This window comes from Catellatospora aurea, assembly GCF_042663325.1.
GTDB classification, from domain to species: Bacteria; Actinomycetota; Actinomycetes; order Mycobacteriales; family Micromonosporaceae; genus Catellatospora; species Catellatospora aurea.
In genome coordinates this window covers 69,810-82,959 of sequence record NZ_JBHTAC010000030.1, presented here as the reverse complement: position 1 = coordinate 82,959, position 13,150 = coordinate 69,810, and the positions used below count along the sequence as shown (strand labels likewise).

At 71.0% G+C, this 13,150-nt stretch carries 11 protein-coding genes and 1 tRNA gene; 7 read left to right on the top strand and 5 right to left on the bottom strand.

The window, feature by feature from the left end:
• Positions 1 to 126: 126 nt before the first annotated feature.
• Both ACFQO7_RS25375 and ACFQO7_RS25370 read right to left on the bottom strand, forming a co-directional pair.
• The gene (locus ACFQO7_RS25375; RefSeq protein ID WP_376808716.1) at positions 127 to 1,164 is read right to left on the bottom strand and encodes a site-specific integrase; all 1,038 of its coding nucleotides are present in this window, start codon (positions 1,162 to 1,164) and stop codon (positions 127 to 129) included.
• Between the two features lie 575 nt (positions 1,165 to 1,739).
• Positions 1,740 to 1,826 (bottom strand) — tRNA-Leu (locus tag ACFQO7_RS25370).
• Between the two features lie 137 nt (positions 1,827 to 1,963).
• On the opposite strand from ACFQO7_RS25370, the gene ACFQO7_RS25365 reads away from it, so the two are divergent.
• Positions 1,964 to 2,527, top strand: coding sequence for a P-loop nucleotide/nucleoside kinase family protein (locus ACFQO7_RS25365; RefSeq protein ID WP_376808715.1), 564 nt, complete (start codon positions 1,964 to 1,966; stop codon positions 2,525 to 2,527).
• Between the two features lie 100 nt (positions 2,528 to 2,627).
• On the opposite strand, the gene ACFQO7_RS25360 is transcribed toward ACFQO7_RS25365, so the two are convergent.
• Positions 2,628 to 5,531, bottom strand: coding sequence for a glycoside hydrolase family 2 TIM barrel-domain containing protein (locus ACFQO7_RS25360; protein ID WP_376808714.1), 2,904 nt, complete (start codon positions 5,529 to 5,531; stop codon positions 2,628 to 2,630).
• Positions 5,532 to 5,667: 136 nt separating this feature from the next.
• Positions 5,668 to 6,231, bottom strand: coding sequence for a hypothetical protein (locus tag ACFQO7_RS25355; RefSeq protein WP_376808713.1), 564 nt, complete (start codon positions 6,229 to 6,231; stop codon positions 5,668 to 5,670).
• Positions 6,232 to 6,394: 163 nt separating this feature from the next.
• On the opposite strand from ACFQO7_RS25355, the gene ACFQO7_RS25350 reads away from it, so the two are divergent.
• The 3 genes from ACFQO7_RS25350 (at position 6,395) to ACFQO7_RS25340 (ending at position 9,076) form a co-directional block, all read left to right on the top strand.
• Positions 6,395 to 6,919 (top strand): SigE family RNA polymerase sigma factor, encoded by a 525-nt coding sequence (locus ACFQO7_RS25350; RefSeq protein ID WP_376808712.1) that lies wholly within the window; start codon positions 6,395 to 6,397, stop codon positions 6,917 to 6,919.
• Positions 6,916 to 8,184, top strand: coding sequence for a WD40 repeat domain-containing protein (locus ACFQO7_RS25345; protein ID WP_376808711.1), 1,269 nt, complete (start codon positions 6,916 to 6,918; stop codon positions 8,182 to 8,184). Before ACFQO7_RS25350 ends, ACFQO7_RS25345 begins: the two co-directional genes overlap by 4 nt.
• Positions 8,185 to 8,386: 202 nt before the next feature.
• Positions 8,387 to 9,076 carry a DUF4386 domain-containing protein gene (locus tag ACFQO7_RS25340; protein ID WP_376808710.1) on the top strand — a complete coding sequence of 230 codons (690 nt, stop codon included), beginning with the start codon at positions 8,387 to 8,389 and terminating at the stop codon, positions 9,074 to 9,076.
• 63 nt (positions 9,077 to 9,139) lie between these two features.
• Here the strand turns inward: ACFQO7_RS25340 and ACFQO7_RS25335 are convergent, their stop codons facing one another.
• Entirely contained in the window at positions 9,140 to 10,129 is a 990-nt protein-coding gene (locus ACFQO7_RS25335; protein WP_376808709.1) for a hypothetical protein, read from the bottom strand.
• Between the two features lie 171 nt (positions 10,130 to 10,300).
• Between ACFQO7_RS25335 and ACFQO7_RS25330 the strand changes: the two genes are divergently transcribed.
• The 3 genes from ACFQO7_RS25330 to ACFQO7_RS25320 all read left to right on the top strand — a co-directional run bounded on the left by ACFQO7_RS25330 (position 10,301) and on the right by ACFQO7_RS25320 (position 13,113).
• The gene (locus tag ACFQO7_RS25330) at positions 10,301 to 10,783 is read left to right on the top strand and encodes a hypothetical protein (RefSeq protein WP_376808708.1); all 483 of its coding nucleotides are present in this window, start codon (positions 10,301 to 10,303) and stop codon (positions 10,781 to 10,783) included.
• 279 nt (positions 10,784 to 11,062) lie between these two features.
• Positions 11,063 to 11,641 carry a SigE family RNA polymerase sigma factor gene (locus ACFQO7_RS25325; RefSeq protein ID WP_376808707.1) on the top strand — a complete coding sequence of 193 codons (579 nt, stop codon included), beginning with the start codon at positions 11,063 to 11,065 and terminating at the stop codon, positions 11,639 to 11,641.
• The gene (locus ACFQO7_RS25320) at positions 11,638 to 13,113 is read left to right on the top strand and encodes a WD40 repeat domain-containing protein (protein ID WP_376808706.1); all 1,476 of its coding nucleotides are present in this window, start codon (positions 11,638 to 11,640) and stop codon (positions 13,111 to 13,113) included. The genes ACFQO7_RS25325 and ACFQO7_RS25320 overlap by 4 nt, the downstream gene beginning before the upstream one ends.
• Positions 13,114 to 13,150: the final 37 nt, after the last annotated feature.

Genomic DNA, 13,150 nt, shown 5'->3' with positions numbered 1-13,150 from the left:
CATCATCAAGCTAGTCGACCTCAATCCAAGATCTATTACTCATGAAAGACCGAGGCTAGGCCTATGCAGTCGTCGATCGACCACCGGTCTCGCGGGCCGGGAGCAATACCCCCGGCCCGCGTAGTACTAAGGATTCTCCAGGGGATGCGGCTCACCCGTCAGAGCAGCTACAGCCCTCGCGACTTCGTGGATGTCAGCCTTCACGTAGGTCGCGGTGCTACCGCTCTTCTGCTCTGCCGCCTTATCGGTGTGTCTGGCGAATGCGCGAGCAACCGCAGTCCCGAAGTTCCTCTCTACCCACGTCAGGATCGTGTGGCGCAGCCAGTGGGTGCTGACGCCCTGAGCAGCCGCCCACGGCAGGACCTCCCGAACACGCACCCACAGCCCGTCATAGCGGCGATAGGTAATAGGCCGCCCGTTTCTGTACCGAAGAAGCTGGCCACCTTGCGGGGCACCTCGTTCTACGCCGTGATCCCACAGATGGGCCATGAGCGTAGGTGACACAGGCTGCCAGTCCTCGGTTCCTCCCTTTTCTCGCAGGCGAACAAGGCACTGCACCATGTCAAGATCCATAGGACGAACGGCGAGTGCGCCCGCTCTGCGAGCGCCGGTCTCAGTGTGGAAGCGGATCAGCAATGCGTCCAGCGCCGGATCGTCGCCCCCATTCGCGGCAACAGCTGTAATCTCTTGCAGCCTCGCGTCGGGAAGCGCACGTCGGTTGCTCGGCAGTCGACGCGGCTTCTTGATCTTTGCCGCCGGATTCTGCGATACGAGTATCAGATCGCAGTCGACTGCGCGCCGGTAGAGGCAGCGCATTGCACCGACGTAGTTTTCCAGTGCGCTGCGCCCGCCTCGGTCGCTTGACCGTACGGTTCGCTTCGCCTTGATCGCCTCTCCTAACTGCTCAAGTTCCAATGCCGTCGGGCTGTCGATCTTTCGGTCGCCCCACAGTTCCGCAACTTTGGCCCAGTAGGAGCCGTAGGTCTTCAGCGTTCCGGGGGTTACGGCTGCCGCGACCTCTGGGATGAATTCGGCGAAGGTCGGGACGGCCGGCCTCCCAGCAGCGCTGCTGGAGACGAGATCGGCTGGCGTAAGGCCGAGCTTGCCCAGCAACAGAAGCGCGGCTTCGATCTCCGGACGTGCCGATGAATCCGCTGACGTCATGACGCCTGACCCCCGAATGCCTCTCGGTGCACAGCCGCCACCATGGCGTCAACGCTGACCGGTGAGTGGATGACAAGACGGTGCTCGTCGACGACGAGCAGTACTCGGCTCCCCGCTGAGAAGCCGAACCAGCGTGTGATGCTAAGCGGCAGCCGCAGGTGGCCGCGTGCTGATACCGAAACGTTTCCCTGCTCAGACGCAGTGCCAACAACGAGGCCGCCGATCCGCCGCAGGCCGACTGTCGTTCCTGGCGTCCATTCGAGTTCCTCGAGCAGGGACCCCAAGGCCAGGCGCCCGCCTTTGTCGACCGCAGCGAGCAGACAACTGAATCCGGCCGCCCGCAGACGCCTTGGTGGCAGCTCCGGAGGAGTGAGCACGCGTGGCGTCTTGGGCCGGACACGATCTTGAGCACCGCCACGGCTACTACTGACAGTAACCGCCGGAATGATCGAATCAGGGCGAGTGGCCATCATGATCGCCTCACCCTGTGTAGCCCCGGAGTAACTTTCCAGAGCTGACCGTGTTCAAGTGCACTTGAACACGTGTACGCGAGAATGCGCACCGGTGCGTTTCTGTGGTGTCCGAGGGGGGACTTGAACCCCCACGCCCTATACGGGCACTAGCACCTCAAGCTAGCGCGTCTGCCATTCCGCCACCCGGACCGGTGGTGTCCGACTTCCCCCGGCCACCTTCGGAGGCACATCTCCGCTGGTGTCCGGCGTCAGCCGCACGAGCCACAACGATACACGCTCCCCGTTGATCACGCACATCGGGTTACCGGTGTCGGTAGTCTCCGGGCGTGAACGCCGCCGCATGGGTCGTCGCCGGCCCTCCAGGGGCAGGCAAGAGCACGGTGTCCCGACTGCTGCTGGCAGCCCTGGACCCGGTCCCGGCCCTGCTCGACAAGGACGTCCTCTACAGCGGCTTCGTCGCCGCCACCCTGGAGGCCGCTGGCCGCCCCCACGGCGAGCGGGAGGGGCCCTGGTACGACGAGCACATCAAGATCCACGAGTATGGCGGCATGACGGCCACGGCCCGCCTGATCCGCTCCCACGGCTGCCCCGTGCTCCTGGACGCCCCGTTCACCGGCCAGATCCATGATCCAGACCGGTGGGCGGCGTGGGTGGCCGAGCTCGGCGGCGACCCGGTGCGCCTGGTCTGGATCCGCACCGATACCACGACCCTGCACGCCCGTCTACACGCCCGAGGCCTGCCCCGCGACGCCCAGAAACTGGCCGGCTTCGACGCGTTCACCGAGCAGATCCGGGCCGGGATCGAACCCCCGGTCCCCCACCTGACCGTCGACAACCGCGCGGGCGCCAAACCGTTGGAGTCCCAGATCAAAGCGCTCCTGCACCAGTGATCCAATACGTGCCCGGACTGCCACACCGATGCATGTCGGCACCCCGATGAACACCACCAGGCACCTGCAAGCACGCCGCAGTGTGGGAGCCACGTGTCGGTCAGCGGAGCGGGGTGAACACCACCGTAAACGCGGCCGGGGCGGCGTGCAGTTCGTGCCCGGGTAGCACGGCGGGGCCGCAGGAGTTGCTGCCGATGCCGTGCTGGGCGAGGTCCACGTTCACCCACACGTGTGCACCAGGCACCAGATCGGTCAGGTGCCGGGCGGCGTCGAGCTGCTCGCTGGTCCACCGCCGGGCCGTGAACTGGAACGGTGACCGGCCGTCGATTCGCAGTCCGGCACCGGTGGCGTCGGTCACGTTCGCCCATCGCACGTCGAGCCGAGACCCGTTCTCCTGCGGGTAGACGTATGGGGTCTGCATGGCGTCAACGGTGCTGGTGAACCGGCCGACGCGGGTGGCGAGCCGGGTGTCGGCGTAGCCCTCGCCAGGTCCCCGCCCGAACCATTCAACCTGGTCGTAGCCGGCAGGCAGGCCGAGGCGGAGCCCGAGTCGGGGCAGCGGCACGGTCCAAACGCCGTCGGGGGTGATGTCGAGCTGCAGTCGCAGCACGTCGCCTGCTTCGCTCCACCGGTAGGTGACCAGCAGCCCGGCGTCGGTCGCGGCCGGGGCGACGCGGGTGCGCACGAGCAGAGCGTCGCGGTCTGCGATTACGTCGATCGTGCGCTCATGTACCCGGTGCAGGCCCGCGTGCCGCCACTGCGCCGCCAGGGCGTGGGTATCGTTGTCAGTCGGTGCGCGCCACAGGTCGATCCTCGGCGCGACCAGGCCGATCCCGCCAAGTTCCATGAGCCGCCCGCGCTCGTCGAACCGTGCCGCCCGTGGCGCGCCGAACCCGGCTTCGGCTTCGTCAAGCGCCGATCCTGCCGCTTCGACCCCGTTGACCACAGAGGCGTCCACGGCAGGCCACTGGCCCCAGGCGATCTCATGCCCCGCGCCGGCCCAGGCCGTGTCCGCGGCCAGTACGGCCCGCAGAGTCCACCACGACTCACCTGCGGCCGCCGATTCGGTCAATGCTCCCCCACCGGCACCCGGCACCTCGGCTACGGGCAGTGCGACAGTGGCGGACTCGCCCGCCGCGAGCTGCGGGCACGGCAGCTCACCGGCGGCGTGTTCGATGCCGCCGATCTCGTACGTCCAGCACAGGGTCAGGCCGGTGAGGTCGGCGAAGTCGTGCCGGTTGGCGACCGTGAAGGCACCGGGTCCGGCTTCGGTGATGCGGACCGGTTCGATGACCTTCTTGTATTCGAGCAGCCCCGGTGACGGCGTCCGGTCGGGGAAGACCAGGCCGTCGCAGATGAAGTTGCCGTCGTGGAGTTCTTCGCCGAAGTCGCCGCCGTAGGCGTGGAACTCGCGCCCGTCGGCGGTTCGCGACCGGATGCCGTGGTCGATCCACTCCCAGACGAACCCGCCGTGAAGCCGGTCGTAGCGTTCGAACAGCTGCTGGTATTCGTGCAGTCCGCCGGGGCCGTTGCCCATGGCGTGGGCGTACTCGCACTGCAGGAACGGCATGGCGCGGCGGCGGGCGTCGAGCTCGGGATCGTCGAGCGGCGGTTCCTCACCCCGGCCGATGAGTTCGACCTCGGCGTGGTCGGCGTACATGCGGCTGTACACGTCGGTGTGCCGGCATTCGCGGTCGCCTTCGTAGTGCAGGGGCCGGGTGTCGTCGAGGGCCCGGATCGCGGCGGCCATGTGTCCGAGGTTGTCGCCGACGCCTGCCTCGTTGCCCAGCGACCACATGACGATCGACGGGTGGTTGCGGTCGCGGGCGACCATGCGCACCGCCCGGTCGACGAGCGCGTCCCGCCAGGCCGGGTCGGCGGTGGGGTTGCGCCGCCAGTCGTTCTCCCCGAACCCGTGGGTCTCCAGGTCGCACTCGTCGATCACCCACATGCCCAGCTCGTCGCACAGGTCGAGAAAGCGCGGGTGCGGCGGGTAGTGGCTGGCGCGTACCGCGTTGATGTTGTGCTGTTTCATCAGCACGAGATCGGTGCGCATCAGCTCCTCGCTGACGACCCGGCCGTGGTCGGGGTCGAATTCGTGCCGGTTGACGCCCCGGAACAGCACCGCACGCCCGTTGACCTTGAACAGCCCGTCCTCGATCACGACGGTGCGGAACCCGACGGCCACCACGGCCCGCTCAGCACCGGTGGCGACCTCGACCCGGTACAGGTGCGGCGTCTCCGCGGTCCACGGCGTCACCGGCAGCTCGATCGCGAACCCGGCGGGCGCTGCCGACAGGCCGAGCTCAGGGCAGGTCAGCACGGCGCCTTCGACGGTGTCGACGCGCAGGGTGCCCAGGCCGGTGCGGTGGTCGTATCCGGCGTGCACGCGCACGTCGGTCAGCCCGCCGTCGGGCCGGGCGAGCAGGGTGACGTCGCGGAAGATGCCGGGCAGCCACCACATGTCCTGGTCTTCGACGTAGGTGCCGGCCGACCACTGGTGCACGCGCACGGCCAGGACGTTGCCGGTCGGGCGCAGCAGGTGCCCGACGGCGAACTCGCTGGGCAGCCGGCTGCCGAAGGTGACGCCGAGTTCGGTCCCGTTGAGCCAGATCCGCCCGCACGAGTCGATGCCCTCGAAGCGCAGCAGCGCGTCGCCGCCGGGCCAGCCGCCGGGCAGGTCGAAGGTGAGCCGGTGGTCGCCGGTCGGGTTCTCCGTGGGCACGTACGGCGGGTCGACGGGGATCGGGTAGCGCACGTTGGTGTAGATGGGGTTGCCCCAGCTGCCGTCGCGGCGCTGCAGGGGCCAGTGCGACGGCACGGCGATCTCGTCCCAGCCGCTGTCGGAGAAGGCCGGGTCGGCGAAGTCGGCGGGGGTGTCGGCGGTGGGCGTCAGCCGGAACCGCCAGGTGCCGTTGAGGCTCAGGCGGGCGGCGTCGGTGGCCGGGTTGGCGCGGGGCGGCAGCGCCCCGTACCCCGTCGAGAACGTCTCCAGGTATCGCACGCCGGACAGATTCCAACAGCATCCATCAGATGTCAACAAGAACTGCTGGCGCGAGACAGGTCCCGGGCAAGGTCGGGTCGGCACGGCAGCCAGGGCGCAGCGGCATCGGCGGACTTTGCGCCGATCTGACCGGAGGTCACTGCGTCTCGATTTCCCGGAGATATTCGGCCAGTCCGGGCGTGGCATCGACGATGTGGGGCTCGACGCTCGCGCGGATCAGGTCGGCTTCGGCGTCTCCGCGCTGCCCTTCGAGGATGGCGACGAAGAAGCCGGCCGGGAGGGCACCGTGGATCCGGCCGCGGCGAGCGGTCGCGGTCATCGCCTTGCAGACCCTGGCCATGGCGGCGTCGTGTGCCGCCTCGAGTGTGCCCAACGCCTCGGCCACCTCATCGGTACCGTCCACAGGCGTCAGGAACTCGTCGGTGAGGTGCCGGTACCACGGGCGCATCCCGTCGCTCGCGGCGTCCACGACACTCCACCGCCACTCCGGTGCCGCGAACCGTGTCGAGTACCCGCCGTGATGCCGCACCGCCGACTCGGCGTTGACGGCCAGGGCCGGCGGCAGGATCTGCGTGCCGTCGCCGTAGAACAGATGGAACGCCGCGGCGTACAGCCGCTCACCCGGAAACGCGGCGGCCAACTCCGCCAGGGCGCGGCATCCGCCGTCGTGCCACGCCGCCTCGAACCCGTCCCAGTCCACGGCCGCACGGTACCGCCGGCAGCGGACACCCACGAGTCCGGCACCGGCTCCCACGGGATCCGACGCCTACCCCCGAGCCACGCCCGCCCGTCGATCATCAACGCGATAGGTTGCCTCCCTCCACAGCCCCGGTGGCGGGCGTCTGAGTAAGCAGGAGGTGTGAATGGACACGCAGCAGACACAGGCATCCTTCGAGGAGTTCGTGGCGGGGCGCTCGGCGGCACTGGCCAAGATCGCATACCTGCTCACCGGGCACCGCGAAGACGCCGAGGACCTGCTGCAGGCCGCGCTGTGCCGGGCCGCCGTCCGCTGGGCGAGGATCGACGACCCCGAGGCGTACGTGCGCCGCATCCTGTTCACCCAGTCCGTGTCCTGGTGGCGCACCCTCAAACGCCGCCCACCCGAGACCCTCACCGGCGAGCTGCCCACCCTCGCCGCCGCACCCACCGACCAGGACCTGCGCCTGGTCCTCGACGCCGCCCTGCGCCGCCTCACCCCGAAACAGCGCGCCGTGCTGGTCCTGCGCTTCTACGAGGACCTCAGCGAATCACAGACCGCCGAGCAGCTCTCCTGCGCCGTCGGCACCGTCAAGAGCCAGACCCGCCACGCCCTGGCGCGGCTGCGAGAACTCAACCCGCACCTGGCCACCCTGGTCGGGGACCAGCCCAGATCGGTGGTGACCCGGTGACGACCGAACTGGGCCGCATCATGCACGACGTCGCCGACAACGCCGCCATACGCGTACCGTCCGGCCTGTACGCCCGCGCCCGCCGCGCCCGGCGACGCCGCCTGGCCGCCCTCGCCGCCGTCACGACCCTGCTCATCGCCGGCAGCATCGCCCTTCCCGCCTGGCAGCCTAGCCCACCGGAGCCGGCCGAACCGGGAATCGACCGGCTCCCCACCGTCCTGGTGCCGGCACCGGCGGGCACGGCCGCGCTCGACGACGCGCCACTGCCCCGCGCGCTGGCCGTGTACGCGACCGCCGACCAGTTCCTGCCCGGCGAGAACTCCCCCCTGACCGTCGTCGGCAGCGACGACCGCTACCGCGGGTACGACCGGCCCGAGTGGACCTTCGCGGCCGAGTCGACGAACACGATCCTGCTCTCCCCCGACGGCCGGTATGTGCTCATGGCCCGGTGGGACTCCACCGGCAGCCACCGCAGCCGGCTGCTGGACGTGGCCACCGGCGAAGTGGCCACCCTCGACGCCGGCGCACCGCTGACCTGGTCACCCGACGGCGCTCTGGCGGCACTCGCCCACTACGACGGCGACGCGTCCGGCGACGACCCCGTCGGCGGCCACATCACCGTCGTGTCCATGCCCGACGGGCGAAAGCTGTGGCAGGTCCCGCTCACCCCGCTGCCGGGCCTGTACCGCGAACTGCGCGCCGCACTGTCACCCGACGGGTCGATGCTCGCCGTCCAGCAACGAGACCAGGTCACCGCGTACCCCCGCGACAGGACCGTCGCCTGGCGCGAGCAGCTCGCCGGGCAGCTCGCGGGCCGGGCCGCGTGGACCCCGGACGGGCGGCGGCTGCTGCTGTCGGACGCACAGGGTCGGCTGCTGCCGTTGGACGCGTCCTCGGGCGCGGCCATGCCCGCGCTGCCCGGCGTGGACGGGGCGCTGCGGGTCGGCCGCGAGAAGACACCGCTGATCGAGGTCGTCGGCTGGCGCGGCGAGACGGCCCTGGCCATCGTCAGCAATCAGCGGCTGTACGAACTGGGCGACCAGCCCCGCGTACTGCTGACCGCGCCCGACACCGTCTACGAACTCGACGTCGCCACCGTGCGCATCAGCGCCGAGCCGCGTGTGCCGGGGGCGGCCGATCCCGGCCCGCGGCCGCCTCTGCGGCTGCCAGGGTGGGCGTTGACGCTGTTGGCGGTGGCTCTGATAGTCCTTCTCTCACGGCGGGGACCCCGGCGTGCCGTCCGCGACTGGCTGCGCGGGACCTGACCGCCCGGCCGAATCGGGAGCGCCGTTTCAGGGCTGCGGTGACGGGGCACCCCAGCAGGTGATGTAAAGAATATTTGACTCGACGCGACGCCCCGGCGTACCTTCGATATGTCAAAGATTTTAGACACGCGGGCTCGACGGTCCGCTCATCACCGTGCCCGAGCAGCCATGACCCGCGCCCACCCATCCCTGGAGGTGCCCCATGACAGACGTGAAACGCACCGCCCGCATCACCGGCCTGGCCTACCTAGGTCTCGCCGTCGCCGGCTTCATCGGCTTCCTGCTCATCCGCGAGCAGCTCTACGTACCCGACGACGCCGCCCGCACCGCCGCGAACCTCATCGCCCATCAAGGCCTCGCCCGCCTCGGCATCGTCGCCGACATCGCCATGGTCCTCACCCAGGCCGCCACCGCCGTCTGGTTCTGGCGACTCTTCCGCCCCACCTCACCCGTCGCCGCCGGGTCCATCGCCGCGTTCGGCCTCGTCAACTCCGTGATCGTCCTCATCTCCGCGATGTGCACGACCACCGCACTCGACACCGCCCTGCGTGCGGACCCGGCATCGGCCGCCCAGGCCCTGCTGCTCTACGACCTCAGCGGTGCCGCGTTCACCCTCGGCGGCCTGTTCTTCGGCCTGTGGCTCATGCCGATGGGATGGCTGGCCATCCGTTCCGGCTACATGCCCCGCCCGCTGGGCTGGATCCTCATCACCGGCGGCGTCGGCTACATCCTCAGCGTCCTGGCCGCCGTGCTCGTCCCCGACCTGCCCGTCGCGGTCACCGTGCTCGTCGTGCCCGCGACCGTCGGCGAGCTCTGGATGGTCGGCTACCTGCTGGTCAAAGGCGTGTCGAACCGGGCCGCCGCGGTGACCCCGCAGGTCGCGACCGCCTGACGCGCCGGCGGGAGAAACGCAGCGGCGCCGCGCTGGGTCGCGGCGCCGCTGCCTCGGTGAAGCTCAGTGGCGCAGCCGGTCGGCCATCAGGCGGCGCACCGCGGCGGCGTCGTCGTCGCCCGCGTCGAAGCGCAGCGGTGTGGTCTCGGCGTAGACCTCGCTCGTCTCGTACGCCCGGTCCTCCAGCTGCACCGCCTCCCAGTCGGCGGCGAGCCGCTCGGCGACGGTGAGGCTGCGCCTGCCGGACAGGAACAGGGTCTCGCCGTCGGAGTTGGCCTGCGCTGCGGCGACCAGGCCGATGCCGGGCACGTACGAGCGGCGTACCGGCGGGGCGAGCAGCGGGCTGAACTCCTCGACGACCAGGACGTCGTCGTAGCAGATGGCGGGGGCACAGACCTCGTCGGCGGAGGTCCGGATGACCAGCCCGCATTGCAGCAGCCCGACCGCGGGCGCCTCGGCGCGCAGGTACGGCGGCTCGTCGCGGTCCGGGTCGCCGGGCACGACGATCCCCGCCCGTGCGCCTGCGACACCGGCGATCCAGGTCTCGGGCGCGCCGGCGGGCAGCTCGTTGTCCACCAGCTCCGGGTACTCCCCCAGCTGCCAGATGTTGCCGTGGTCGTCCTGGGCCTGGAAGACGAGCGCGGATTCGACGGCGACCCCGTCGCGCCATTCGTGCTGCCAGAGCACCCGGGTCCAGACGCCGTCGATGTTCTTGACGAGGTCGGTGGCGGTGAGCACGATCACGTGCGGGAGCAGCGCGCCGCCGTCGTTGGCGACGGCCTGCAGGGTGATCTCGGTGCCGGCCGGCAGCGGCTGGTGGGGGTTGTCGAGGTCGGCGGGGTCGCCGAAGTTCCGTGGCCGGAAGCGGGTCAGCGGCGGGCAGGGCCCGGGGTCGGCGGTCGCGGCCGGTGGCAGGACCGTGGCGGCGGGGCCGGTCGACGGGTCGGGGGTGGCCTGCGCGGCGGCGGGGGTGGCGATCAATGTGGCGGCGAGGACCACGGCCGGCAGCGCCCTGCGCCGCGTCCGCCGTGGACGAAGGTCGTCGGCGTGCATGATCCCGCCCTCCACAAAGGCTATTGGGTGCTTTTGCCCCATGTTTGGAGGGTAGGACCGTTCAGGCGGTATCGCCTACCGAGGTCACCCGTCAGCGAATGGGTTTGACCCTGACGTGGCGGGAGGCGGCACCGTCGAGGCATCTCGGTTCACCAACGACAGGAGAATGCCATGACCACGCAGCCCGCCACCCGGCCCGCACCGAACGTCGACCGCGACATCTACCCGATGCCCGCATTCGTGAAGTTCGAAGCCGCCGACCTGCCCGCCACGACCAGGTGGTACGAAGCCGCCGGGTTCGTGGTCCTCGCGGCCATGCCCGGCCCCGGCGGGTCGACGACGCTGGTCCACCTGCGACGGCAGCGATACCAGGACATCCTGCTCGTGCCGGCCCGGGGAGTACCGGCCGCCACCGGACGGGTCACGATGGCGGCCGGCGGCGACGACCTGCGGCTGCGTGCCGCGGAGCTGGCCGCGGCAGGCGGCGGCACCGCCGAAGGACCGGCCCCCACGCCGTGGCGCAGCGACGACCTGACCCTGACCGACCCCGACGGCAACGTCGTCGTGCTCACCGAACCCCGGCGGGCCGACATCGACGCCGACGCCGAGTGGTCGGCGATGGTCCGCGGCAGCGTCGGCCGCGAGGTCGTCTGACGAAACCGCGACCCGCGGTGCCCGCCGCCAGCGGGTACCGCGGCACCCCCGGCAACGGGCCTATGGGCCGGCCGGCGAAGCCGGCTTCGTGCAGTCACCACCGCTGGATTCGTTTCCGCTGCCGGTCTGAGGATCGGCAACGTACAGCCCCTGTAACCACCGGAACCTCGAACACCACTCTTCCGGCACGCCCGCGGACCGATCGTGGTCCAGAAAAGTACGCTCCGGTTCCCCCCGGACTCGGCACCGCGGGCGTCCACCTGACCATGGAGTGGCGAGATGCGCGATGACTGGACGCTGCCCGAACCGGGCACACCAGACGACCGGGCGGTCCGGTTCGAAGAATTCGTCCGGGCCCGGACGGCGTCGCTGTGGCACGCGGCGTACCTGCTGACCGGCGACCGGCACCACGCCGAGGACCTGCTGCAGACGGCACTGGAACGCACCGCGGTGCGCTGGGACCGGCTGGACCGGCCCGAGGCCTACGTGCGCAAGGTCCTCTACACCCAGGCGGTGTCCTGGTGGCGCAGGCGGCAGCGGCGGATCCCGGAGGTGCTCGTCGACGCGACCCCCGAGCCGTCCGCGACCTCCGGCGAACCGGAGGTCCGGATCGTGCTGGCGCAGGCCCTGCGCCGGCTCACCGCCAAACAGCGCGCGGTCCTGGTGCTGCGCTACTACGAGGACTGCACCGAGGAGGAGACCGCCCGCCTGCTCGGCGTCACGCCCGGCACGGTCAAAAGCCAGACCCGGCACGCCCTGGGACGGATGCGCCGGCTCGCACCCGAGCTCGCCGGCCTGCTCAGCGACCCGGACGGCGTGAGCGCGACCGGCCACGACGAGAAGGTGGTGACCCGATGAGCCTGCGTGAACAGCTGCGCGCCATCGCCGAGACGGAGCCGCCGCCGGCACTGCCGGAGGGCTTTTTCGTCCGCTCACGCCGCAGTGCACGCCGCCGCCGCTTGGCTGGGACGGGGCTGCTCGCGGTCACGGTCGCCGGCATCGGCCTGGAGATCGTGCATGGCAGCGGTCCAGCCTCGGTCGAGGCCGCTGCCCCGCCCGCGCTGCCGGGGCTGGTCGGCGCGGGCCTGGGCGGCCCGCTGGGCTGGGCGCTGCTGGCGGTGCTGCTGGTGCTGCTGGCCGTGCTGTGGCGGGACCTGCCACGCCGGTCGCTGGTGCGCCGCCTGGTCACGGCCGCAGTGGTCGGAACGCTGCTGATACTGGCCGCGCCGCCCGGCACCGCGCTGTGGGGCGAGCCGCGGGGCAGGGTCGGCCTGCCCGACCGGCTGGCCGCGCCGGACCAGTGGTGGTCGGCGGCGGAACTGCGGCAGTCGCCGCCGGGTCCGGTCGCGCTGGTGTACAGCGGCCGGGCCACGCACGGCAACCTGGAGGAGGGCCGGGTGGTCATGCTGGCCGCCGACGGCGACCGCTACCGCGTGCTCGACGTGTTCAGCGACCCGCTGGAACAGCTGGTGCACGAGGAGCTGGCCAGCACGTGGCCGGTCCTGTCGCCGGACGGCCGGCTGCTGTCGGCGAGCGGCTACGGCGTGTTCGACCTCGTCACCGGAGAACCGGTCGCCGGGCCCGTCGCCCGTGCGTGGTCCGCCGACGGCCGGCGCGTCGCCCGTGCGGCGACCGATCCGGCCGACGGTTCGCAGATCGGCTGGCAGGTGGTCGATCGGGCGACGGGGCAGGTATTGCGCACCATCCCGTATGCGGAACCAGGTGGCGGCGCCACGGCGGCCCTGTCACCGGACGGGTCGCGTTTCGCCGTCGAGCACCGCGATGGCGTCGAGGTCTATCCCGTGGCGGGCGGCATGCCGGTCGCCTGGCCCCGTGACGGCTGGCGGCTGGGCGACAGCACGGCGTGGAGCCCCGACGGTCGGCTGCTGGCGATGGTGCGCCGCACCGCCTGTGTCGGCTGCGGCCAGCCGACGAGCCCGACCGAGATCCGGGTCGTCGACGTGGAGACCGGGGCCACGGTCACCGGTGGGGCGTTCGCGCCGCTGCCCGCCGACGTCGCCGTCCGGGTGCAGGGCTGGCGTGCGCCGGACCAGCTCGTGGTGCAGGTCGACAGGGGCGTCGAGGTGTTCACGCTGGGCCGGGCGACGCCGTCGCGGCTGCTCAGCCTGCCCGCCGGTGTGTCGGCGATCGAGATCGCCACGGACCGGCTGGCGGACCCGTTGCGCCCGGCGGAACCGGCGACCTACGGGCCGCCGAACCTGTTCCTGTGGCTGACGCTCGGTGCCTGCGGGGGGCCGTTGCTGCTGGCAGCCGCCGGGACGTGGTCGCTGCGGCGCCGGATCCGCCGGAGGGAGCAAGCCGCCCAGTAGACAGCGCCCACGACAGCGTCGGCGGCAGATCGGCCGC

Bases quoted from the DNA above. Each gene is read 5' to 3' on its own strand.
- ACFQO7_RS25375 (WP_376808716.1), bottom strand. From the start codon at position 1,164: ATGACGTCAGCGGATTCATCGGCACGTCCGGAGATCGAAGCCGCGCTT.
- ACFQO7_RS25350 (WP_376808712.1), top strand. From the start codon at position 6,395: ATGGACACGCAGCAGACACAGGCATCCTTCGAGGAGTTCGTGGCGGGG.
- ACFQO7_RS25340 (WP_376808710.1), top strand. From the start codon at position 8,387: ATGACAGACGTGAAACGCACCGCCCGCATCACCGGCCTGGCCTACCTA.
- ACFQO7_RS25335 (WP_376808709.1), bottom strand. From the start codon at position 10,129: ATGCACGCCGACGACCTTCGTCCACGGCGGACGCGGCGCAGGGCGCTG.
- ACFQO7_RS25330 (WP_376808708.1), top strand. From the start codon at position 10,301: ATGACCACGCAGCCCGCCACCCGGCCCGCACCGAACGTCGACCGCGAC.
- ACFQO7_RS25325 (WP_376808707.1), top strand. From the start codon at position 11,063: ATGCGCGATGACTGGACGCTGCCCGAACCGGGCACACCAGACGACCGG.
- ACFQO7_RS25320 (WP_376808706.1), top strand. From the start codon at position 11,638: ATGAGCCTGCGTGAACAGCTGCGCGCCATCGCCGAGACGGAGCCGCCG.